Origin of the sequence: Streptomyces sp. AF1A (assembly GCF_047340315.1) — a bacterium.
GTDB lineage: Bacteria > Actinomycetota > Actinomycetes > Streptomycetales > Streptomycetaceae > Streptomyces.
Window position 1 is genome coordinate 1 of record NZ_JBLEBI010000017.1, and the last position, 22,570, is coordinate 22,570.

Below are 22,570 nucleotides of genomic sequence, written 5' to 3' on the forward strand. Positions count from 1 at the left end.
CGCCCTGAGGATCGTACGGTCGCCATGCGCCGCGCCATCGCCGACCTCATGAGCCGCTCCAAACGGGAGATCCCGCACTACTACCTCTCCACCACCATCGGCCTCGCGGCGGTTGAGGAATGGCTGCGGCGGATCAACCGCGGTCGTCCGCCCGCCGACCGCCTCGTGCCCGCGGCCCTGCTCCTCAAAGCCGCCGCCCTGGCGGCTCGCGACGTGCCGGCTCTCAACGGATACTGGCAGAACGACGCATTCGTCCCGGCTTCCGAGATCAACCTCGGCGTCGCGGTGTCGCTCCGGCAGGGCGGACTGCTCGCGCCGGTGATCCACGGTGCCGGCACACTTCCGCCCGACGCCCTCATGGCCCGCCTCAAGGACCTCGTCCAACGAGCCCGCCGCGGACGGCTGCGCGGCAGCGAGACGACCGGCGCCACCCTGACCGTCACCAACCTGGGCGACCAGGGCGTGGAGGCGGTGTTCGGGGTCGTGCACCCGCCCCAGGTGGCCCTGGTCGGCTTCGGAGCGGTCGTCGAGCGGCCCTGGGCCGCGAGCGGCATGCTCGGCGTGCGTCCCGTCGTGACCGCGACCCTCGCAGCCGACCACCGAGCCACGGACGGAGCCGTGGGAGCGCGCTACCTCACGGCCGTCGACCGCCTGCTGCAGAAACCCGAGGAGCTGTGAGCCGGATGAAGCCCCTGAACAACGCGGACGCCATGTCGGTGATCAAGGAGTCGATCACACGGATCATCCCCGACGCCGACTTCGCTGCGGTCGAACCGGACGACAAGTTCCGCGACGTGCTCGAACTGGATTCGCTCGACTTCCTCAGCCTGGTGGAACTGCTGTCCGAGCGCACCGGAGTCCGTATCGACGAGGAGGACTACCCGGAGCTGACCACGCTGTCCGACGCGGCACGGTTCCTGGTCGGCAGGACGACCGACCGGTCATGACCGGGTGTCGCGTCGTACGACGGCGAGCAGCGCCCGTGGCGCGGCCCGGTCGGCCGAGCCCGGCACCAGCGCCCTGAAGCCGCCACGCCCCGGCACCGGCAGCGCCCGTCCGTGTGCCGCGGACCCGTCTCATTGAGCGGCGCGCTCGTGATGCAGGACCACTTTGAGGGCTCCCGTGCTGGTGCCGTGCGCGAATACCTCGTAGGCATCCTCCATCCGGTCGAGACCGAAGGTGTGGGTCACCAGCCGGGAGACGGGCAGGTGTCCGAACCTCATCAGCTCCAGCAGCCACGATGTGGAAGAGGTGTCCACCTGGCCGGTGCTGATCGTCACGTTCTTGCGCCACAGGGATTCCAGGTGGAGCGTCGCCGGCTTGCCGTGCGTGCCGATGTTGGCGATGTGCCCTCCTGCGCGGACGGCGCGCGTGCACAGCACGAAGCCTTCCGGATCGCCCGACGCTTCGATGACCACGTCCGCGCCCGGCCCCTCGGCCAGGTCGGCGATCATCTTCCCCGGTGATTCGGCGGCATCCGCGCCCAGGCGGGCGGCGCTCTCGAGCCGAGCGCCGGCCAGGTCGACGACGATGATCCGGCGCGGCGAGTACAGCCGCGCGAGTATCACGGCGGCCAGCCCGACGGGACCCGCGCCCACCACGACGACGGTGTCGCCCGGGCAGACGTGCCCATTGCGCACGCCGACCTCGTACGCGGTCGGGAGGAGTTCGGCGAGCAGCACCGCGTCGTGCAGCGCGAGGTCGGCGGGCCGCCGGGTGGTGGAGTGATCGGCGAACGGCACGCGCACCAACTCCGCCTGGGCGCCGTTGACCAGGTTCCCCAGGAGCCATCCGCCTCCGCCGCCGCACTGCCCGTACCTGCCGTCGCGGCACTGCGGGCAGCCACCGCAGGCCGAGACGGACGACACGATCACCTGATCTCCGGGACGCAGGTGATGGACCTGGTCGCCGATCTCCACGACCTCGCCGACGGCTTCGTGTCCGAGTACCGTCCCCGGCTTCACCTCGGGGAAGTCGCCCCGCCTGATGTGGAGATCGGTGCCGCAGACGGTGGTGGCGTCGACGCGCACGATCGCGTCGGTCGCCTCCTCGATCACGGGATCGGGAACGGTGTCCCAGGAGACGTGCGCAGGGCCGTGGTAGACGAGGGCTCGCACCGCATTCGCTCCTTGCTCCCCCACCTCCACCGTCGCTCCCACGGCGCCCCCGGGCAACACGGTCGTCCGTGTCCTCAGTCCGGCTCCATGTACGGGCGGCGGAAGACCGGGGCCTGATCCGTGCCCCACGGGCGGACCACGGCCAGCGCGCGAGAGACGGCGGACTCCAGTGCGCCACTGGTGTCGACCGGGACCGCCTCGGGCCACGCCGGTTCCTTCGCGGCCATGGCGCCGGCCGTCTCCGGACCGGCGTCGGAGGCCCCGGGGGCGCGCGTGAGCAGGCGGGCCGCCGACACGTCGGCCGGAACACGGCAGTGCAGGGCCACCAGTTCGGCGCTGGTGCGCTGCGCCACCTGCACCGCCGCCTGACGCTGGACGGAATCGGACCAGGTGGCGTCCAGTACGACGGACTCGCCGGAGGACAGCAGCAGCGCCGCCCGGTCGAGCAGGGCGGCATACGTCCTGGCCGTCCATTCGGGCGTGTACAGCCCTTCGCCGTAGGCGGCCGCGGCGGACTGTTCGGCCGGGATGCCCGCCAGTTCCTTGCGGATGCGGTCGCTGCTGAGCAGGGTGACGCCCAGCCGGTCGGCCAGCGCTCCGGAGAGCGTGGACTTCCCGCTGCCCGGAAGACCGCCGACGAGGATGAGGCAGACCGCGGAAGCGCGCAGGTGGCGCAGCGCCATGGCGGCCAGTCGCCGCGACGCCGCGTCCGCGCCGGACGCGCCCTGGCGGCTCTGGATCACCGAGACCTTGGCACGGACGACGGCGCGGTAGGCGACGTAGTGGTGCCACAGGGAAGGAGGGGCGGGATCCGCCGCGTACTCGCCGTACCGGGCGAGGAAGTACGCCGCTGCCTCCGGAGCGCCGAGCTGTTCCAGGTCCATGGCGAGGAAGGCGGCGTCGTCCAGGCCGTCGACGTAGCGGAGGCGATCGTCGAACTCCAGGCAGTCCAGGACCCGGGGGCCGTCGTCGAGGCAGAACACGTCCTCGGCCAGCAGGTCGCCGTGGCCGTCGACCACCCGCCCCTGCTCGATGCGACAGTCGAACAGCCGCTTGCGACCGGCGACATAGCGGCGCACCAGCCGCTCGATCTCCGTCACGCAGTCGGGTACGGCTCCCTCCGCGGCCAGCGCGTTCAGCTGCGCGAAGCTCGCCTCCCACCGTGCCGACAGCGCCTCTTGCGTGCCCTGTTCGTCCACATCGCGGCCACGGGGTGCGGCCGCGTGCCACGCCGCCAGGTGCCGGGCGACGGCCCGCAGGACGTCGTCCACGTCGGCTCCTGCCCGTACGAGATGGGAGAGGCGGCGGTGTTCCGGCATGCGGCGCATCACCACGACCGGTTCGGGCTCCTGCGCCTCGGGGCTGCGGAACTCGCCCAGACCGATGTAGACATCGGGGGCGAACCGGCGGTTGAGCGTGATTTCGCGCTCGCATGCGACACGGCGTGCCGCGGCCGTGGTGTAGTCCAGGAATCCCAGATCGACCGGCTTCTTGAGCTTGTAGACCCGATCGCCCGCGAAGAACAGCGTCGCGGAGTGGGTCTCGCACGCCTTGACGCGCTCCAGCGGCCGGCTGTCCTGCCGGGCACCCCGGCGGGGGGCGGACGCGTCGGCCGGAGTCGCGTGAAGGTGGGACTCGGTCATGAGGAACGGCGGTGGCAGGGACGCGCTCACGAGGGGCGTCCTCGTCCGCGAGCCGGCGGCCCGGCGGGCCGCGGCCGGTGGCTCGGAGACGACGTAGGACCTGCGGTGACGAATGGTGCCATGGCGACGGTCTCCGTCTCGTAAGAAGCTGGAGGGGGTGGCGGACGAGGAGGCGACCGGGTGCACGTTCCGCCCGTCACCCGCGGGCCGGGCGCGAGGCGTATCTCCCCTTCGAGGATCCCCTGGTGCTCACCGCGGCGCACGCGGGGCAAAAGCCGTGGAATCCGGCGCGAGAGGAGACAGGTGCGGTGACGATTCCTCTGGTGACGGGCGTCGACGGATCGGAGGCGAGCCTGGAAGCGGTCGACTGGGCGGCCGCCGAAGCGCTGCGCCACGGGGTCCCGCTCCATCTGCTGCACGCGGCGACCGGAGAGCGGGAACCGTCCCAGGTGCTCAGCGATGCCTCGGCGCGTGCCCGGAAGGGGGCCCCGGCCATCCGGTTGACCAGCGAGGTCTCGCACGAGGACGCGGCTTCGGCCCTGGTCGGCAAGGGCCGCAACGCCTTCGCGCTGGTCCTCGGGTCCAGGGGACTCGGAGACCTCGCCGGCATGCTCCTGGGCTCGGTCAGCCTCGCCGTGGCGGCACGCGCCGACTGTCCGGTCGTGGTGGTGCGCGGCTCCCCGGAGCATCGCGCCGCCCGGTTCGGAGACGTCGTGGTGGGCGTCGAGGACGGGGAGGGCAGTGGCACGGCCGTCGACTTCGCGTTGCGCGAGGCGAAGGTGCGACGCTGCCGGCTGGTGGCGGTACACGCCTGGAGCGCACCGTCCGGCGCCTGTACGACCGCACAGGCACCGTCGTGGTTCCTGGAAGCCCACCGGCGCCCGCCGGCCCAGGTTCTCGACGACGCGCTGCGCCACCCCGCTGAAAGGCACCGGGACGTGGAGGTGAGCCGAATGCTGGCCGAGAAACCGGCGCGCACGGCACTGCTGGAGGCAGCGTCGACGGCGGACCTGCTGGTCGTGGGCGCCCGTCGGCGACTTGGGCATCCGGGCCTGCAGCTCGGCCTGGTCAACCACGCACTCCTGCATCACGCTCCGTGTCCGGTCGCCGTCGTCCCCCAGATGTGACTCCCCCGCGACAGATGGGGGCGGCAAGCAGCCGGCTTCCCGGGCCGCTCGCCGGTTCTGCGGGGGACACTCGGCCCTCGGCCGCGGAGAAGGAGTGCCGCCGCTCGCAGCCCGTGCCGAGGGCTGGTTCGCCGCCGGCTCACGCGTCGGTGGACGCATCCCGGGAGTCGTCCTTCTGGTAGGAGAGATCTCCGGAGACCGACACCACGCCGTCGACGCCACGGCACAACTGCTCGATGACGGGGATCAGACTCCTGTACTCGACGGTGCCGGTGAGGGTCACCCGCCCCTCGCGCACCTCCGCGCTCACGTCCCGAGGATCTAGTCCCAGGGTGCGCCGCAGGAGGTCGCCGGTGATCTCCTCGCGGATGGCCTCGTCACGGCGGAGAAAGATGCGCAGCAGATCACCGCGGCTGATGATGCCGAGGAGCCGGTCCGCCTCGTCCACCACAGGCAGCCGTTTGACGTGCTGGGTCTCCATGAGCCGGGCGGCCTCGACCACGGACCACTCCGGGCGTGCGCACACCGCGGGTGCGGACATCAGCTCCTCGGCGCGGGAGCCCTCGGCCTTGGCCCGTTCCCAGGCCTCCAGGTGCGGGACGGGTGTCCTGCCCGAGGGGTCGGCCTGGTCGGCGCACTTGCGGAGCAGGTCGGCCTCGGACACCACGCCCAGCGGACGGTCCATCTCGTCCACCACGGGCACGGCTGTAACGCCGTTGTCCTCCAGCAGTCTGACGAGTTCCTTGAACGGCGTGTCCCGCCGTGCCCGGACGACGTCCCGGCTCATGAGCTCCTCGACCGTTCGGTGATGCATGTCGCCTCCCGGGAACGTGCCGGCCGCCTCGCGAAGACAGGGCAGCCGCCCCGCGCGGGAGTGTGGCCCGCGTGGCAGGTTGGATACAGCACCATTCTGAGGAGAGGGCGGCGGCCATGCGAGCTCACCTCGGCGACCAACTCGTCATCGACAGTCCGGCGACCGGCGCCGCCAGGCGCGACGGCGAAATCGTCGGACTCCACCACGCGGACGGAACTCCCCCCTACGACGTGCGCTGGTCGGACACGGACGAAGTCACGCTCGTGTTCCCCGGGCCCGACGCCCACGTCCGCCATCTCGAACATGAACAGCCGCAGGAACAGCCGGCGGCCACCCGCGAGCCACTGCGGGACGCAGGCGAGGCGGAGACTGAATTCACCGCTCCGCGGCCGACGAGAGCGACCGATCCCGGCGACATCGGACGGCGCGTGAGGGCCGAACGCCGACGGCAGGGGCTGAGCCTGGTGGAAGCGGCGCGCCGTGCCAGGATGTCGCCCGAGTACCTCGCCTACGTGGAGGAGCGACCCGCCGACCCGAGTCTCGCGACTCTCATCCGGCTGGCCGACGCACTCGGCACCACGGTCGCGGCACTGCGCGGCGGAGGCGCCGATCTGCCGCCCGGTCAGGGCCACGCGCTGCTGCACCCCCAACTGCGGGACCTGAGCCCGCAGGAGTGCCGCACGCTGCTGTCCACGCACGGCGTGGGGCGTGTCTCTCTGTCGACGCGCGACGGCCACCCGGCGGTCGTACCGGTCAACTACCAGATCGTCGACGACGCCATCGTCTTCCGCACCGCCCCCGACTCTCTGCCCGCAGCGGCCGCGGAGACGGAGGTCGCCTTCGAGGTCGACCACCTGGACGAGGCCCTGAGCCAGGGCTGGAGCGTGCTCGCCGTGGGCCCCGCGCACGTGGTGACGGAGCCCGAGGCCGTACGCAGGCTCAGCGAGCACGCGCACGCCACTCCCTGGGCGGGCGGCGAGCGCGACATGTGGGTGTCGATCCGGCCCGCAACCCTCACCGGCCGCCGCATCACCCCGGCGGACCAGTAGACCGCCACCGGTTCACCCGCCCCGCGAGGTGAACCGGAGGGCCACCCGCGCCCACGGCGGCCACCCGGTCGGGCATGTTCCGGCCGGGTTGGAGTCCGCCCCGCTGAGGTGCGGCTCGACATCCACCACGCCCTCCGTGCCGTGGACGAGGCGCTCCGCGACCGGGATGAGCGACGTGTCGTGGACGGGCCCGTGCAGCGTGACGGCCCCGTCCCGCACGGCCCGATGGCGTGTCGCGGTGCCGAGCAGGCAGTGCGACGGTATTCACAGGGGGACCCCGGCCACCGGGCGGCAAGAAGGCGGTGACGGCGATGGACCTCCCACTGGTCGTGGGTGTCGACGGATCGGACTCCAGTCTGGCCGCGGTGGACTGGGCCGTGGACGAGGCGGCACGCCACGGGCTGCCCCTTCGCCTCGTCCACGCGTCCCTGTGGGAGATCTACGAGGGAGCCCAGCCGTCCTTCACCACGGACCGCCCGGCCGAGGAGATCATGGCCGAGCACATCGTCGCCTCCTGCGTGGAACGGGCCCGCCGCCGGCATCCCGAGGTGAAGGTGTCGGGCGAGGCACTGCCCCAGGACGCCGTGTCCGCGCTGCTGCAGGCGGGTCCCGAGGCGTTCGCCCTGGTCACGGGCTCACGCGGGCGAGGCGAGATCGCCGGGATGCTCCTGGGTTCCGTGAGCCTCGCGGTCGCGGCACGGGCCGTCTGCCCGGTCGTCGTGGTCCGCGGCGCGGAACCGAACCGCCGGGCAGCCCTCGGCCGCATCGTGGTGGGGATCGGTGACGCGACCGGCAGCGCGGCGGCGGTGAGGTTCGCCGTCCGCGAGGCCGAGGTGCGCGGTTGCGCCCTGACGGCCGTACGGGCCTGGCGCAATCCGTCGCAGGAACCGGTGGACCACATGCTGATCGCGGACGACGCCGCCCGACTGCGCGAGGAGCGGGCGTCCGCGGGCATCGAGGACGCGCTGCGCGAGGCCGTACGAGAGCACCCGCGGGTCGACGTCCAGCGCCGGCCGGTCGAAGGTCCCGCCCATCGGATTCTCCTCGAGGAGTCAGCCGGGGCCGACCTCATCGTCGTAGGCGCCCAGCGGCGACACGGGCACTTCGGTCTGCAGCTCGGGAGGGTCGCCCACGTCCTCCTGCACCACTCGGACTGCCCGGTCGCCGTCGTTCCGCAACCGGTCTGAGACGAGCCGTACACACCCGGTCCCTCAGACCTCGGGAGGAGAGCGAAGGGCGGCGCATGTCGGACTGGACGTGGGAGTGGACGGGTTACGACCCCGCCGCCGAACAGCTGCGTGAGTCCCTCTGCACCCTGGGCAACGGCTATTTCGCCACGCGCGGCGCGTGGCCCGAGTGCCGGGCCGGCCTGGTGCACTACCCGGCGACCTACGTGGCCGGCTGCTACAACCGTCTGCGGTCGACCGTCGCGGGGCGGCAGGTGGTCAACGAGGACATGGTCAACCTCCCGAACTGGCTGCTGCTCCGATTCCGGCTGCGCCGCTCCGGGACAGCGTGGGGCCCGTGGGTCTCCCCCGGCGCGCACACGCTCCTGGACCACAGGCACACCCTGGACCTGCGGCGCGGCACGCTCACCCGCTCCTTCCGCCACCGGACGGACGACGGGAGGGTGCTCAGCGTCGAGCAGCTCCGACTGGTGCACATGGGGGATCCTCATCTGGCCGCGCTGCGCACGGTCGTCACGGCCGAGGACTGGTCGGGTGAGATCGAGATCGAAAGCTCGATCGACGGTGAGGTGATCAACGGCAACGTGCACCGTTACCGCGCCCTCAACCGCCACCATGTGACCCATGTGCACACCGGCGCCCATGAACCCCATACGGTCTGGCTGACCTGCCGGACCAGCACGTCGGACATCTCCGTCGCCCTGGCCGCCCGGACGAGGGTCGTCGGCGGGGGGGCGCCGGCCTCGTCGGAGCTCCGTCCGGCCCGCCTGCGCGCGGTCCACCGTCTGGTCATCCCCTTCTCACCGGGCCGACCCGTCACCGTGGACAAGACGGTGGCGCTCCACACCTCCCGGGACAGGGCGATCAGTGAACCGCTCGGCGAAGCGGTCGACCGGGTGACCGCGGCGGCAGACTTCCCCGTCCTGCTGGACTCCCATGCTGCCGCGTGGGAGCGGCTGTGGCGGCGGGCCGACATCCACGTGCCCGGGGAGGCCGGGCGCATCCTGCGCTTCCATCTCTTCCACGTCCTGCAGACGCTGTCGCCTCACACCGCGGACCTGGACGTGGGGGTACCGGCTCGGGGCCTGCACGGGGAGGCGTACCGAGGCCATGTGTTCTGGGACGAGCTCTTCGTCCTCCCCTGTCTGAACCTGCACTTCCCGGAGGTCTCCCGGTCTCTGCTGGACTACCGCCACCGGCGGCTGACTCGCGCCTGCCGAGCGGCGACCGCGGCCGGCCGGGTGGGGGCGATGTACCCGTGGCAGAGCGGCAGCGACGGCCGCGAGGAGTCGCAGGAGTGGCATCTCAACCCCGCCTCGGGCCGCTGGCTGCCGGACCACTCGCGCCTCCAGCACCACGTGGGTTCGGCGATCGCCTACAACGTCTGGCAGTACTGCCAGGCCTCCGCCGACACGGAGTACCTCCACACCAAGGGCGCGGAGATGCTGCTGCAGATCTCCCGCTTCTGGGCGGGCCTCGCCGTCTTCGACCCCGGCGAAGGCCGCTACCGAATCCGCGGTGTCGTCGGCCCCGACGAGTACCACGACGGCTACCCGGGTGCCGCCCAGCCGGGGCTGGACGACAACGCCTACACCAATGTCACCGCTGCCTGGGTCCTCACCCGCACCCTGGAGCTCCTGCGGCGTCTTCCCGCATGGCGCCGCGAGGAGCTGTGCGACCGGCTCCGGCTGAACGAGGACGAACTGCTGAAGTGGGAGGAGGTCTCCCGCCGGTTGCGAGTGCCGTACCACCAGGGGATCATCAGCCAGTTCGAGGGCTACGACGACCTCGCGGAGCTGGACTGGGACGCCTACCGTGCGCGCTACAGCTCCATCCGCCGACTGGACCGGATCCTGGAGGCCGAGGGCGACACGGTGAACCGCTACAAGGCGTCCAAGCAGGCCGATGTGCTCATGCTCGGCTACCTGTTCTCGCCCTCCGAACTACGGGCGCTGTTCCGGCGCCTCGGGTACGACCTGGACGACGACATCTGGCGCAGGACCGTGGACTACTACCTACGGCGCACCAGTCATGGCTCCACCCTCAGCGAACTCGTCCACGGTTGCGTCCTCGCCAGGGCCAGACGAGCCGAGGCATGGCAGTACGTCCACCAGGCCCTGGAGGCGGACGTTGCCGACATCCAGGGCGGCACGACCGGGGAAGGGATCCATCTCGGGGCCATGGCCGGGACCCTCGATCTGGTCCAGCGCGGGCTGTCGGGGCTGGAGACCCGTGACGACGCCCTGTGGCTGGACCCGGTGCCGCTTCCGGCGCTCTCCGAGTACGGGTTCACGGTGCACTATCGCGGTCACTGGGGCGTTGGGATACGCCGCCGGAGCGGGCAGTTGGAGATCAGCGTTCCCGACTCGGAGCAGTCGCCGATTCGGGTGATGCTGGCCGATCGGGCCGTGACCATCGCACCGGGCGAGACCTGCTCGCTCGTGGTGCCGGACCACACCGGTCCGAACCGTGACTGAGCACCGCGGTTGGCCCCCGCCCCGGGCTCCGGCGCCGGGCCCCTTGTGGGCCCACGCGGGTTCAACCCGCCGTCGCCCGTCAGGGACCGGCTGTCGTCACCGGGTCACGTCGAGCTCGGCGTACATGCCGGCGCCGTAGTGGCCGGGGTTGTTGCACACCAGCTCGTACCGGCCGGGCTGGAGCCGCAGCGTGGTCCATCCCGTCGTTCGTGGCGCGATGCCGTCCCCTTCGCCCGCCCCGCAGGTGCGCGATGCTTCCGCGAGGCTGCCTCTCTCGGAGACACGCCCGTTGGGGCCGATCGCCCGTTCTCCCGCGAACCGGCCCCGTGGCAGGGGCAGCACTATGACCTCGTGGCTGAGTGAGCCTGTGTTGAACACCCGCAGCGTCACCTTGCCGGCCGGAACCGTCTTCGGGTGCGCTACCAGGCGCATCATGCCCATGGCGTACCAGCCGTTACGGCCGCCCATGGGGTTGGGTCCGTTCGGACCGCCCATCATCCGTCCCCTGTCGCTCACGGTCACGTCCACCACTCGGCCCGAGACCGCGGGAGCACGGCATCGCATGCCGTCAGCCCTCCAGGACTGCGTGCTCTGCGCCCGCCAAGACGCGGGAGCCATGGTGCGAAAGGCGCCCGTGGCCGCGACGAGAGCCGTCGTGGCAACGCCCAGCACCACCGCCGCGGCGGCAGCGAGGACGACAAGCCACCTCCCCCGGCGACGGTCCGCACTCATCGATGCTCCCGAAGCAGCGCGAGGCGTCGCTTGAACTCGTCCTCGTCCACTTCCCCACGGGCGAACCGCTCGGCGAGCAGGTCCTCGGCTCGCCGGCTTCCCCACCGAGGCTCGTCGGAGGGCGGTTGCGACCTCAGTTGCTGGGGGTGCCGCGCGCCGGCGAGATACCGCACGAGCGCGATGACTCCAGTGATGATCAAGGCCCAGAGCAGCACCATGAACACCGTCATGGCGAGCCAGCCGCCCCAGCCCCATCCGCCGTCGTACCACATCACGCCGATCACTTCCCTCGGCTGATGGCCGTGTGTATTCCACTGTGACCGGCGGACACCCCGGCGCAGTAGGGCCGCCGTTCCCTAAAGGGCGCTGAACGGCCCAACGTCCTTCTCACTCGGAGCCGCGAGGCACGCCCCTTGACGCCGGAGCCGCGAGACCCGTGACGAGCCGCACGGCCACGCCCACGGCGACCAGCGAAACGGCGTGCACCATCGAGCCTCCCTGGCCCATTCCGCGATCATGACAGCGCCCTTTGCGGATCACCAGATCCACCGCCGTGATTCACGGCGACACGGCCGGCACCGGGGATGCCCCCACTGCCGAATGCCGCACACGCCACTGCTGCCGGGACTGCTGAATTGCTTCGAACGGCCTCGGTCGCCGGCGCCCGCGTGGTGGCAGGGCCCCCTTCAGGGCCGCGATCGCAGGGTCCGCCGCCGTGCGGGCCTTGCTGGAGTTCGCGAGGAAGTTCGCCAAGTCCCCGACCTCGATGGCGTCATGACCGCCGGCAACAGCCTTGACCGGCCCGCTTTCTGGCCGCGTCCTGCCGCCGGCTTTTCAACGAGTTCGCCCGGACGGCAGGACAAGGACTCACGCCCACGCCGCCACGTGCGGCCCCGCCGCGCTGTCTAGACGACCTCGAGAACTTCGCGTACGGGGCGGCGGGGCGTCGCGGGTCCCTGGGGCCCGAACCCCAGCCGCAGCACCATCTGGACGTGACCTGTGCCCATCACCGGCTCACGGGCCAGCAGGCGCAGGTCCCGGCTCTCCAGGGCGTGGGAGGTCAGGGACGTGGCGAGTCCCGCCAGAGTCGCCTCCAAGAGGACGCGTTCCAGGGCCTGGCCGGCACGCAGCCAGTCGGCGGGGGCGTCTCCCGACGTGCTCAGCAGCGCGAGCTGCGGGTTCTGCTCGAACGAGGTGGTGCCGCGGTCGGCCACCGGGCGACGGCCCGCGAAGTCGCGCAGTGGGGCCTTGCCGTCCCGCATCCGTGGCCCGAAGGCGTACTCCGGGACTCCGTCGGTGGCGATGTCCGCCTCGTCGCCGAGCCTGGTCCAGCGCCGCAGATCCTCCATTCTCTCGGGGTTCAGGGCGTCTCGGCTCTCCGCGTCCTGGACCAGCCCGAGGATCGTTTCCGCATGCCAGGGCCCGGGAAACTGCAGCTCGGCCCCCTCCCGGTTCGCCGCCGCGCGCAACGCGGCCCGGACGTCCTCTGGGATGTCCTTCTCCTCGAAGGGATACCGGCTGGTGTGACGGCGGCGGATGGCGGGATGCAGACGCGCCAGATCGTCCTCGACGGGAGCGGTGGCACCCGCCTCGCGCAGCCGGACGGCGGCGAGCCGCAGCGGTTCGGCGGGATCCGGCAGCAGGTCGGTCTCGAGGGCGAGGCCGGCCTGCGCGGCGGCGACGCGCAGGTTGAACAGCGCCGCCCCGCAGCCGATGTGCAGGGCCCGGTTGCCAGGGTCCGAGCGGGGCATGGCGCGATCGAGGTCGGCGTACAGCAGCAGGACCCGCTCACTCGTCACGAAGCGAAAGCGCCAGGGCTGTGCGTTGTGCATGGAGGGAGCGGTCACGGCCTCGGCGACCAGGCCTGCCACCGTCTCCGCGTCCGGCTGCCGTGGATCCATCGGTGCGCACCTTCTCATCCCGGTTGTTCCCCCTCACCCACTATGAGTACCCGAGCCGGGCACGTGCCCAGGCGGCGCCGCACCGCGTGTCGTGTTTCCGGCGGCCCCAGGTCCGACCACGGCAACGGCGCGTGCGGGCCGACCAGGTCCGCCACGGCGAACGGCTCATCTGCCGCTGTTCGTCTCAGTGATGGGGCACGACGGCCACAGGGCAGCCGACGTGATGGAGCACGGTGTGGGTGACGGGGCCGGTACGCACGACGGTCGGACGGCCGGTGCGCCGGCGGCCCACGACGAGCAGGCTCGCCCCGGAGGCAGCCCGTACCAGCGCTGTCGTGGCCTTCTCCTGGACGACCGTCTCCACGACCGCGACGCCGGAGTACTTGTCCCGCCACACCTGCAGCACGGCGGACAGGAAGCCCTGCCACTCCTCGGCCCGGTAGGGGTCGTTCACGAGAGCGATGTCACCGGGGCCGAGGCCGAATGCGGACGGCGGGTGCCAGGCGTGCACCACGCGCAGCCGGGCCCGCCGCAGCATGGCCGCCTGGAAGGCGAACTCGATCACCTCGTCGCTCGGGTCGTTGATGTCGAGCCCGAGCACCACGTCCCGGTAACCGGTGCGCGTGCCGGCACCGCCGTCCTCGGCGGGAAGGTACTCGTCCGCTGCCTCCTCCCCCGCCCTGACCAGCACGACGGGACAGGTGGCCCGGTCGGCCACCCCCAGGGCGACGGAGCCCACGACGAGCCCGGCGAGGCCCGTCAGGCCGCGCGATCCCAGGACCACCATCTGCGCCTGTTCGGCGGCCTTCAGCAAGGCCGCAGTGGCGGGACCCTCGACCTGTTGGTCGGCCACGCGCACGCCGGGGACGCAGTCGCGGATCCGTTCCTCCGCCTGGCGCAGCGCCCGCCGGGCGAGGTGCCTTTGCGCGGCGTTCGCGGGCTCCCCGCCGTGCGGGCCCGGATGCCAGTTCCAGGCGTGGATCAGCCGTAGTGGCAGATCGCGGCGCTCCGCCTCGCGGGCCGCCCACTCGGCGGCGGCGAGGCTCTCCGGTGATCCGTCGACTCCGGCGATGACGGGTGCGGGCATGGTGCCCACCTCCTGCTCAGTTCTCTGGTCGTTGGTGCCTGGTCGTGTGGTGCCGGTCGGGGGCAAGGGCCCGATCGTGCGCTTCGGGCTCCTGCGCCGGGCCTGCCGGGGCAGGGCGCATGGTGCGTGGGCGGGTGGCCGTATGCAACGCGCCGCGCAGGTGTGCCGGTCATCCGGCGGGCAGCCCGGCCAGTATGCGTGCCGCCCGCTCTTCGGTCGCGGCGAAGTCCCGGAGGTCGCCGCCCCCGCCCTGGATCAGGAGCATGCGGCGATCCCGCCCCTCGCGCCCTCTCGCAGGCAGCCGCCGAAGGTGATGCGCTCCTCGACGCCGAGCCGGTCCATGGCGCGCTGGACTCCGGGCACGAGCGGGATGATCCGGGCGGTCGATCCGTTGGCCGTCCCGCAGGCGATCAGGACCTTGCCGGTCATCAGGCCCACCTCCTGTCACAGTCGCCGCAGCCGGCCCTCGGCCGTGCGAGCGGCGGCCTTGGCGACCTGCGCCCTGCCCCTGCGCGTCAGGGCCACGACGTGCTTGTGGCGGTCCGGCTGGTACGGGTCCGGGGTCTGGGGCCTGCCGGGCCATCAGATCGGTCTCGGAGATGACGCCGATGACCTTGTCCTCCTCGTCGACGACCGGCAGTCCGCTGATCCGGTGCTCGGCGAGCACTCGTGCCGCCGGTCCTCCGCGCGGGCCAAGAGGCCCCGGGCGCCGGGGCGGCCGGCAGGGTCCGTCCGGGCGTGGGAGGGGTCAGCGAAGCCAGGCGTGGTCGCGGACGACGGGCAGTGCCGCCCACCAACGGCCCAGACCCCAGGTGGTGCCTGCCGCGGTGACCGCGACGGCGATCAGCGCCAGCGCGTAGACCAGGTGGTAGTCGGCGAACGGGTTCGTCGACATGCTCGGTGAACCGTTGGCCAGGTGCTTGGCCGGCGGCCACTCTGCCATCCACATCAGTGCCAACATCGCCGTGCCGGCGACCGCGGCCGGCCGCAGCGCCACACCCGTCATGACCGCGACGCCGATGCCCAGCAGCCCGAGCATGAACAGCCAGTCGGCCCAGGCTGCGCCGGCCCACGCGTGGAACGCGGACCGCATGGGCCCAACGGCGACGGTGCTGAGGAAGCCCTTCGTCGGGGACCCGCCGTCGATCCAGCCCTTGCCGGAAGCCGTGGCGTATCCGAGGCCGAGGGTCTTGTCCAGGAAGGCCCACAGGAAGACGAATCCGGTGAGGATGCGCAGGGCCGCGAGGGCGCGTGCCTGTGCGGTGTGCGTGTCGCTGCCTGCCGACGCGGCGAGCGCGGAGCCGGTCCGGTTGCTGCGGAACGGCAGGCGGAACCCGGAGTTGCGGTGGGAGTGCTCGTGCACGGCCATGATGGTGGTCCCTTCTGGCATGTTCAGCTCGTGTTGCCCTGATGCCTCTCACCTTCGTGGCGTGCGCCGCGCGGTGCCGGAGGCCGAAGGACTCCGGCCGTAGGGTCCAACGTCCCTGTCTCCGGGGCCCGTTCGCGGCGCGCCGACCGGACACAGGAGGCCGGGACCGCCGTTCAGCCGGCTGTGGGATCCGGGCGTTCCAGGGTCCCGGACCGGCAGCGGACGATGTCGCGGGCCGCATCCGGCGCGCCGGGCAGGGGACTTCCGGCCGGCAGGCAGGCAGGCAGGCAGGCAGGCAGGCAGGCAGGCAGGCAGGCAGGCAGGGACAAGACTGCACTGTGCACCGCAGCTGCGCCCCACGCCGAGCAACCCAGGTCGGCCGGGCCGAGTGGTCGTGGGAGATGCTCGCAGCACATGTTCGCGTGCGAGCACGTCTCGACGCGCTGCCCCAGCAAGCAGGGGGCGACTACGCGGACCAGTGCGCGCGCCCATCCGCGGACACCCGTCTTCGATGACACGCGGAAGATCACTCGTGCCGCCTCCTACTGGCGCGGCGCAGAGGACCGACTCCTGCTGGCGCGGCACAGAGGGCCGACAGGATACGGATCAGGACCGAACGGCCCTGGTGTGAGCGGGAGCCGCCCGGCTCCAATGGCGGCATCGTGTCTGTCCGCGGCGTGCGCTTCGGCGTTCCGCGGCGGGTGGGCGCCCGTTCGCATCCCGGCACAGCGAGCACGGACCACACGGCAGTGAGCAACGAGACCGCACGAAAGCCCGCCATGACCATCGACCACACCCGGACGCCTTCCCGCGGACCTCGCCGGAGCGTCGAGCTGAAGCCCGACGAGGCCATGCGGCTCTTGGGCAGTGTCTCCTTCGGCCGCATCGTTTTCACCCGGCACGCACTGCCGACCGTACGACCGGTGAACCATGTCCTGGACGACGGGGAGATCGTCATCCGCACCCACGAGGCCGCGGCCCTCACCTCGCGGGCCCAGGGGGCCGACGGATCCGGCGTCGTCGTCGCCTACGAGGCCGATGCCATCGACCCGGACACCCACCTCGGCTGGAGTGTGGTGGTCACCGGTTACGCCCATCTGGTGACCGACCCGGACGAACTGGCCCGCTACCAGGCCCTGCTGGTGCCCTGGGTGCGGCGGACGATGGACCACGCCGTACGCATCCGCCCCGGCCTGGTCACCGGGATCCGCCTGACGGCCGACGACCACGTGGACATGGCGGACGTTCCCGGCGACGACGCCTGACCGTGGTGGGCAGCCGTACGTCTCCCGCGACGGGGGGACACCGGTGTCCCGCAGGCCGGTCATGCGCGGAGCCGGGGCGAAGCCGAGGACTTGAGCGGCCACGTCAGTCAGGGTCGGCAACTGGGCGCGCAGCCCACCGGATCGCTCCTGCCTGTCGCGGTGCTGGAAGGCGAAGACGGTCGCGCGGATGATTTTGATCGTGTCATCCAGGTCGTCCACACCCCCCGGCCTCGAACACCCCTCTGCGTGCCGCCGTCGAGCCCGCTCCACCACGCCGCAGGTCGGAGCATAGGAGCCGTGCCTCGGTCCTCCTACGGCCGGAAAGGAGCGGGACAGGCGTCGTCCGACTGCGCCATCGTCCATCCGTTCCCGAGCACACGGACGCTGCGGGAACGTTGAGGCTGGGCAGGAGCCGATGGGGCGCCGTCCGCGATCGTGTCCGTGGGAAGCGCGGCGAACGGCAGGGCCACGTGAGCCACCGTGCACGCCAACTGCCGCATGGCCACACGGCTGAGAGGAGAGACGTCGTCGGGCAGTTGGACGATGAACGTGTTGTCGCTGCCGATCTCCACCTTGGGCACCCCCGTCAGGCGGGGCAGGTCCGTGGTGGCCGTCGCGGCCTCGCTTTTGGACGGTCCGCCGAACAGCAGGCGTACCACTGCTGATGCTTCCCCAGGGTCGGCGATCTTGCGGGGATAGGGCGTCAGATCGCCGTTGTGCAGGAAATAGAGGGAGATGACGCTCGCCATGGTGGGGTCTGCACTGGGAGAGTGCATTCCGCTCGCCGGTTCGCCGGCCTCGATGACGCCGGACGGGGGCACTCCGCACCCCGCCACCGCGAGCACGGCCGTGAGACAGAACAGCGGCGCCGCCAGGCGCGAGCCCCTCACTTGACACCCGCGGCGTCGGCGCCGGCTGCGGAGTCCCGGTGCAGGGGAAGTTCCACCGTGAACGCCGCCCCACCCTGGGGCACGTTCGCCGCGCTGATGCGCCCACCGTGCAGGTACACGTTCTCGGCGGTGATGGCCAGGCCCAGCCCGCTGCTGTCACTTCTGGTCCGTGCGGAGCTCGCCTTGTAGAAGCGTTCGAAGATGTGCGGCATGGCGTCCTCGGACATCCCCGGCCCGCAGTCGGTCACCTCTATGACAGCCCACTCCATGCCCGCGCGTTCCTCCCTCACGCCCATGGTCAGCCGCACCGGCGGCGCCCCGTGCCGCAGCGCGTTGCCGACCAGATTGGCCACCACCACGTCGAGTCGGCGCGGATCCACGCGCGTCCTCAGCACACCCGGTCGGGGCAGGTGGGTCTCCACCTGCCCCAGCCACCCCCGCGAGGCGAGGGTGCGCTGCGCGGATTCGGCCAAGTCCATCTCGTCCAGGTTCAGTTCGGCCGCACCCGCGTCGAAGCGGGAGATTTCCATCAGGTCTTCCACCAGCCCACTGAGCCGACTGGTCCCCTTGCTGATCAGCCGCAACGCGTCGCCGGTCTCCCGGTCCAAGTGCGCCGCGTCCTCATCCAGCACGTCGGTCACCGCTGACATCGCCGCCAGCGGCGTCCGCAGTTCATGGGAGACGTCCGCGACGAACCGGCGCGCCTGGGCCTCCAGGCGGCGCAGCTCCGCGACCGACCGCTCCAGTGCGACCGCCGTGTCGTTGAAGGAGCGCGACAGGTCGGCCAGTTCGTCGGAACCGTTGACGGTCAGCCGGACGTCGAGGTGGCCCTCGGCCATCCGCCGCGTCGCCCGGCGCAACTCCCGCACGGGACGCAGTACGCCGCTCGCGGCCAGCAGCGCCAGGACGACGGCGAGGCCCAACGCCACCAGGGTGGCGTGCTCGATGGCGCTCACGATCGCCTGGACGTAGGCCTGTTCGGTGTCCTGCGGCACCACCAGGTACATCACGAGCCCCGTGAGCCTGGCCTCCGTGCCCTCGCCGGAGTCGTACGTGACCGGCAGCCCGACGACGAGATAGGGGCGCCCGCCGACGTTCACGCGCTGGAACACCGCGGCGCGCCGGGTGCGTACGGACCGGCGCAGTTCCGGGCCCAGCTTGTCGAAGTCCTCGATCGGCGCGGAGGCGCGAAGGCTGCCGTACGTGGCCATCACCCGCCACCCCTGTGCCTGGTTGGCCTGGAGCACCTCGTTCACCGCCGCCTGCAACTGAAACTGGCTCGGCGTCAGGGGAGTGTGGGCAGCGACAACGTCGACGCTGGTCCGGAACTGCCGGATGACGGAGTCCTGGCTCTGCTGCAGCACCCCGGTACGCGCCTCACGAAAGGCGAGGGCCCCGGTGCTCAGGGCACTGACGACAGCCACCAGGGCGAACGCCGTCACCATGCGGGAGCGCAGTCCTCTCAGTGCGAGCGGGACGTGTGCCAGGACCGCGTGACGGAACCGCCCCGGTCCGGGGCCCCGCCCGGCAACGGCCTCACGTTCGCGTACGGCCTTTCGCGCGCGGCCGGATCTCTTGGCGCTCATGGGGAACCGAAGCTGTAGCCGAAGCCACGTACGGTCTGGACGTACCGGGGATCCCTGCCCAGCTCACCGAGCTTGCCGCGCAGTCGCTTCACACATGCGTCCACGAGCCGTATGTCTCCGTGGTAGCTGTGCTCCCAGACCGCTTCCAGCAGCTGCTGGCGGCTGAACACCTGTCCGGGCGAGGCCGAGAGGGTCAGCAGCAGCCGAAGCTCGGAGGGGGCGAGCTCGACGCGCTCACCGCGGAGTTTCACCACGAGTCCGGCCCGATCGATGACCAGCTCACCGTGCGACTCCGCCCTGGGCCGGACGCCGCCGGAGGCCGACACGTCCTGCCTGCGCAGTACGGCCCGTATTCGCGCGTCGAGCACCCGGGCCTGTACCGGCTTGACCACGTAGTCGTCCGCGCCGGCCTCCAGCCCCACGACCACGTCGATGTCGTCCCCCTTGGCGGTCACCATGATGATGGGCACCTGGTCGCGATCCCTTATCCGTCGGCACACGTCGAGACCGGACATGCCCGGCAGCATGAGGTCCAGCACGACGACGTCCGGGCGGAAGGGGCGGAGCTGCTCCAGTCCCTCCTCACCAGTTCCGGCGGCGAACACCTCATGCCCCTGGTGTCGCAGTGCCAGCCGGACGGCGTTACGGACATCTGGATCGTCTTCGACAATAAGGACTCGGGGCACTTCGACAGTCTATGCAGATGGCATTCGGCGACCGATCCGGAGAGAGTGCCACCGGGGAGCTGTTACAGAAAGATCACAGAGGACGGGGCGGGCGGCTTAGGCTAGGCGTGCCGTCGAGCCGGCAACTCCCGAGGAGCCGGCCCGATGTGCGGAGCCGACCGGGAGAACGACCTGCCGCCGTCTCGGCCCGGCACCACGACAGTCGCCAGAAGACCGTTCGTTATCATTTCGCGACCATCCGAGCCCATGGCGATCATCTGAGACGACCAGTTTGCGTTGCCATGCATTCGGCACGAGAGCGGGAATCCGCACCGCCCACCGTCAGCACCGCGGCTTCCCACCGCGTCGGCCGTCCGCACCGGGCCTCCCACCACGGCGGCCACCACCGGCCCTCCCGGTCCTCCCGCCGCCGGGGCCGTCCGAGCCGCCGGGGGCGGAGCTGCCTCGTCGGCACGCTGGTGGTAGCCGGCCTGCTCGGCTCCGCGGCGTTCTTCCTGGACGGCCGAGGAATCGGCTCGCCGAGCGCGGAGCCGCGCCCGCGGCACACGGTGTACAGCACCCCCAGGCGGACGACGCCGACACCGACACCGACACCAAGGCCGAAACCGACGCCGACCCCCACCAAGCTCGACGTCCCCTCGACGGGCACCGGCACGTTCGTCACCGCGCGTGCCAGCGGAGCGAAAGTCGGGCGCGGTACGCATCTGCTCCGCTATGCGGTGCAGGTCGAGACCGGTCTCGACATCTCACCGGCCCAAGCGGCGAACGAGATCGCCGGCATACTCGCCGCCCCGCGGGGCTGGACACGAAGCGGGGCTGCATCGTTCCAGCTGGTGAGCGCGGGGGAACCCTACGACCTCGAGATCAAGATCGCGACAGCGGGAACGGCGGACGCCCTGTGCTGGGCGGGCATCCGCCAGGACACCCAAGGCGAATACAACTGCGAGATACCGAACGGGGTGGTGGTCAACCTCAAGCGCTGGGTCGAGGGCTCGCCCACCTTCGACGGTCCGATCCATGACTACCGGGCACTGATCATCAACCACGAGATGGGGCACTTCCTGGGCTACACCCATGAAACCTGCGCGGGCCCGGGACAACTGGCCCCCGTGATGATGCAGCAGATCAAGGGTCTGCACGGATGCCTCCCCAACGCCTGGCCCTACGACAAGAGTGGTCACCTCGTCACCGGGCCCCACGTGCCGTGACCGGAGGCACCCCAGCAGTCTCCTCGACGTCGCCCGTGCGGCAGGAGATTCGGAACCGGCAGGCCGAGGGGGATCCGCACGACCTCAGCCGATGCAGCCGAGCCCTGCCTTCCCCTCTCTCCCTGACGACCTCTCGATCGCGCCTGGCGGACACCGTGGCCCAGCGTCGGGATCGGGGCGGGTGCCCGCTCGGGTCACTCTCGGGTGAGCACGATCTTCTTGCCGCCGGCCCGTCCGCCGGCCACCCGGGCGAACGCGGCCGGTCCCTCGCTCAGCGGCAGAGGTTCCGGTGCGAGCTTCAACGTTCCCGCGGCGGCCTGCTCCGCCAGCTGGACGAGCTGCGCGGCATTGGGCTCGACGTAGAGGTCCCAAGTCGTGATGCCACGTTCCTCCGCAGGCGCGTCCGAGGTGAGGGAGCACAGCCGTCCGCCGTCCCGCACCAAAGGCAGGGCGGCCTCCGCCGTGCCGGTGGCGATGATGAGGGCGCCGTCGAACTCTCCGCGTACCGTGGCCGGCCAGTCCGGGTCGTGGTAGTCGACGACCTCCATCGCTCCCAGGCCGAGCAGGCGCTCCGCGGCGGCAGCGGACGCGGTCGCGGTCACCTCGATGCCCTTGGCCGCGGCGAGTTGGATGGCCAGGGCTCCGGTGGCCCCGCCTCCGTTGGTGATCAGAAGCCGCTGTCCTCGGCCGAGGTCCAACTCCTCCAGGGCCTGCACCGCGGTGAGCCCGTTGACCGGCAGTGCCGCCGCGTGCACGGCGTCCAACCCGGGCGGGCACGGTGCCGCGTGCTCCGCGTTGACCAGAATGCGTTCGGCCCAGAAGCCGCTTCCTCCGGGCAGCGGGGCCTCGTGGGCCAGCACCCGGTCTCCTACGGCAAACCCGGTGACACCCGCGCCGACGGCCAGCACCGTGCCCGCGCCCTCCACCCCCAGCGCCGCCGGGGGCCGCAACCCGACGTCCCAGCCGGCGCCGTTCAGCAGTTGGTCCCACGGGCCGACCCCGGCCGCCTCGACCGACACCAGGATCTGACCGGGCCCGGGAGACGGCGGTTCGGGCAACTCCAGCAGGGCGACTTCCGTCTCCGCCCCGGACACTCCGCACGCCTTCACAGTGGATCCTCGTCCTCTCACTCAGTCGGACCGACCAGGTGGTACGGCCCGGAAACCCTCGTCAGGCAGCGGTGTCGACCTGGACAGCTCCGCACGCCTTCACAGTAGATCTCTGTCCTCTCATTCGGTCCGACCGACAGGGCTCACATCCCCAGGGCTTCGGACAGCAGCCTTGCCGCCGCCGGCAGGTCGCCGGTCCGCCCTCCTTCGCTCGCACCACCACCTGCCGCGCGAAGGGGCGGCCCGCCGACGCCGCCGGGTCATCCGGACCACCAACGCATCGGGGTACCGGCCGGCGACCCGCGACCGGCATCGCGCGGGCC

22 protein-coding genes and 1 pseudogene are annotated in these 22,570 nt (G+C 71.5%); 8 read left to right on the forward strand and 15 right to left on the reverse strand.

Annotated elements, in window-relative coordinates; translation table 11 throughout:
• The coding region (locus tag ACLU3S_RS08330; protein ID WP_413951109.1) for a 2-oxo acid dehydrogenase subunit E2 at positions 1-678 on the forward strand (678 nt) is incomplete at its 5' end.
• A 5-nt stretch (positions 679-683) separates the two neighbouring features.
• Entirely contained in the window at positions 684-947 is a 264-nt protein-coding gene (locus ACLU3S_RS08335; RefSeq protein ID WP_413951110.1) for an acyl carrier protein, read from the forward strand.
• A gap of 129 nt (positions 948-1,076) precedes the next feature.
• Here the strand turns inward: ACLU3S_RS08335 and ACLU3S_RS08340 are convergent, their stop codons facing one another.
• Together ACLU3S_RS08340 and ACLU3S_RS08345 are read right to left on the reverse strand one after the other, a co-directional pair.
• On the reverse strand, positions 1,077-2,117 hold the full coding sequence (locus ACLU3S_RS08340) for an alcohol dehydrogenase catalytic domain-containing protein (RefSeq protein WP_413951111.1): 1,041 nt from the start codon (positions 2,115-2,117) through the stop codon (positions 1,077-1,079).
• 74 nt (positions 2,118-2,191) lie between these two features.
• The gene (locus ACLU3S_RS08345; protein ID WP_413951167.1) at positions 2,192-3,760 is read right to left on the reverse strand and encodes an AAA family ATPase; all 1,569 of its coding nucleotides are present in this window, start codon (positions 3,758-3,760) and stop codon (positions 2,192-2,194) included.
• A 308-nt stretch (positions 3,761-4,068) separates the two neighbouring features.
• Here ACLU3S_RS08345 and ACLU3S_RS08350 point away from each other — a divergent pair, with 308 nt between their 5' ends.
• Positions 4,069-4,887 (forward strand): universal stress protein, encoded by an 819-nt coding sequence (locus tag ACLU3S_RS08350; protein ID WP_413951112.1) that lies wholly within the window; start codon positions 4,069-4,071, stop codon positions 4,885-4,887.
• 139 nt (positions 4,888-5,026) lie between these two features.
• On the opposite strand, the gene ACLU3S_RS08355 is transcribed toward ACLU3S_RS08350, so the two are convergent.
• On the reverse strand, positions 5,027-5,701 hold the full coding sequence (locus tag ACLU3S_RS08355) for a CBS domain-containing protein (RefSeq protein WP_413951113.1): 675 nt from the start codon (positions 5,699-5,701) through the stop codon (positions 5,027-5,029).
• Between the two features lie 116 nt (positions 5,702-5,817).
• Between ACLU3S_RS08355 and ACLU3S_RS08360 the strand changes: the two genes are divergently transcribed.
• Entirely contained in the window at positions 5,818-6,750 is a 933-nt protein-coding gene (locus ACLU3S_RS08360; RefSeq protein WP_413951114.1) for a pyridoxamine 5'-phosphate oxidase family protein, read from the forward strand.
• A gap of 12 nt (positions 6,751-6,762) precedes the next feature.
• On the opposite strand, the gene ACLU3S_RS08365 is transcribed toward ACLU3S_RS08360, so the two are convergent.
• Entirely contained in the window at positions 6,763-6,969 is a 207-nt protein-coding gene (locus ACLU3S_RS08365; RefSeq protein ID WP_413951115.1) for a BON domain-containing protein, read from the reverse strand.
• 92 nt (positions 6,970-7,061) lie between these two features.
• Here ACLU3S_RS08365 and ACLU3S_RS08370 point away from each other — a divergent pair, with 92 nt between their 5' ends.
• Positions 7,062-7,937, forward strand: coding sequence for a universal stress protein (locus ACLU3S_RS08370; protein ID WP_413951116.1), 876 nt, complete (start codon positions 7,062-7,064; stop codon positions 7,935-7,937).
• A gap of 56 nt (positions 7,938-7,993) precedes the next feature.
• Positions 7,994-10,414 carry a glycoside hydrolase family 65 protein gene (locus ACLU3S_RS08375; protein WP_413951117.1) on the forward strand — a complete coding sequence of 807 codons (2,421 nt, stop codon included), beginning with the start codon at positions 7,994-7,996 and terminating at the stop codon, positions 10,412-10,414.
• A gap of 96 nt (positions 10,415-10,510) precedes the next feature.
• On the opposite strand, the gene ACLU3S_RS08380 is transcribed toward ACLU3S_RS08375, so the two are convergent.
• The 7 genes and pseudogenes from ACLU3S_RS08380 to ACLU3S_RS08410 all read right to left on the reverse strand — a co-directional run bounded on the left by ACLU3S_RS08380 (position 10,511) and on the right by ACLU3S_RS08410 (position 15,503).
• Complete coding sequence (locus ACLU3S_RS08380; RefSeq protein ID WP_413951118.1) at positions 10,511-10,930, reverse strand: hypothetical protein; 420 nt, start codon at positions 10,928-10,930, stop codon at positions 10,511-10,513.
• A gap of 212 nt (positions 10,931-11,142) precedes the next feature.
• Positions 11,143-11,418 carry an SHOCT domain-containing protein gene (locus ACLU3S_RS08385; protein WP_413951168.1) on the reverse strand — a complete coding sequence of 92 codons (276 nt, stop codon included), beginning with the start codon at positions 11,416-11,418 and terminating at the stop codon, positions 11,143-11,145.
• A 633-nt stretch (positions 11,419-12,051) separates the two neighbouring features.
• Entirely contained in the window at positions 12,052-13,047 is a 996-nt protein-coding gene (locus ACLU3S_RS08390; RefSeq protein ID WP_413951119.1) for an Acg family FMN-binding oxidoreductase, read from the reverse strand.
• A gap of 184 nt (positions 13,048-13,231) precedes the next feature.
• Positions 13,232-14,134 carry a universal stress protein gene (locus tag ACLU3S_RS08395; RefSeq protein ID WP_413951120.1) on the reverse strand — a complete coding sequence of 301 codons (903 nt, stop codon included), beginning with the start codon at positions 14,132-14,134 and terminating at the stop codon, positions 13,232-13,234.
• A 255-nt stretch (positions 14,135-14,389) separates the two neighbouring features.
• Entirely contained in the window at positions 14,390-14,563 is a 174-nt protein-coding gene (locus ACLU3S_RS08400; protein ID WP_413951121.1) for a hypothetical protein, read from the reverse strand.
• A gap of 33 nt (positions 14,564-14,596) precedes the next feature.
• Positions 14,597-14,801: pseudogene (locus ACLU3S_RS08405) on the reverse strand (CBS domain-containing protein); the annotation flags it as partial.
• Positions 14,802-14,882: 81 nt separating this feature from the next.
• A complete protein-coding gene (locus ACLU3S_RS08410) occupies positions 14,883-15,503 on the reverse strand; it encodes a hypothetical protein (RefSeq protein WP_413951169.1) in 621 nt (206 codons plus the stop codon).
• A 779-nt stretch (positions 15,504-16,282) separates the two neighbouring features.
• Between ACLU3S_RS08410 and ACLU3S_RS08415 the strand changes: the two genes are divergently transcribed.
• Positions 16,283-16,768 (forward strand): pyridoxamine 5'-phosphate oxidase family protein, encoded by a 486-nt coding sequence (locus ACLU3S_RS08415; protein ID WP_413951170.1) that lies wholly within the window; start codon positions 16,283-16,285, stop codon positions 16,766-16,768.
• 311 nt (positions 16,769-17,079) lie between these two features.
• Here the strand turns inward: ACLU3S_RS08415 and ACLU3S_RS08420 are convergent, their stop codons facing one another.
• The 3 genes from ACLU3S_RS08420 to ACLU3S_RS08430 all read right to left on the reverse strand — a co-directional run bounded on the left by ACLU3S_RS08420 (position 17,080) and on the right by ACLU3S_RS08430 (position 19,930).
• On the reverse strand, positions 17,080-17,517 hold the full coding sequence (locus ACLU3S_RS08420) for a hypothetical protein (RefSeq protein WP_413951122.1): 438 nt from the start codon (positions 17,515-17,517) through the stop codon (positions 17,080-17,082).
• Positions 17,518-17,654: 137 nt separating this feature from the next.
• Positions 17,655-19,103, reverse strand: a complete 1,449-nt coding sequence (locus ACLU3S_RS08425; protein WP_413951123.1) for a sensor histidine kinase — start codon at positions 19,101-19,103, stop codon at positions 17,655-17,657.
• Positions 19,104-19,240: 137 nt separating this feature from the next.
• Complete coding sequence (locus ACLU3S_RS08430; protein WP_413951124.1) at positions 19,241-19,930, reverse strand: response regulator; 690 nt, start codon at positions 19,928-19,930, stop codon at positions 19,241-19,243.
• A gap of 281 nt (positions 19,931-20,211) precedes the next feature.
• On the opposite strand from ACLU3S_RS08430, the gene ACLU3S_RS08435 reads away from it, so the two are divergent.
• On the forward strand, positions 20,212-21,138 hold the full coding sequence (locus ACLU3S_RS08435) for a DUF3152 domain-containing protein (RefSeq protein WP_413951125.1): 927 nt from the start codon (positions 20,212-20,214) through the stop codon (positions 21,136-21,138).
• Positions 21,139-21,332: 194 nt separating this feature from the next.
• Here ACLU3S_RS08435 and ACLU3S_RS08440 read toward each other — a convergent pair whose 3' ends face one another.
• Positions 21,333-22,232 carry an NADP-dependent oxidoreductase gene (locus ACLU3S_RS08440; protein ID WP_413951126.1) on the reverse strand — a complete coding sequence of 300 codons (900 nt, stop codon included), beginning with the start codon at positions 22,230-22,232 and terminating at the stop codon, positions 21,333-21,335.
• Positions 22,233-22,570: the final 338 nt, after the last annotated feature.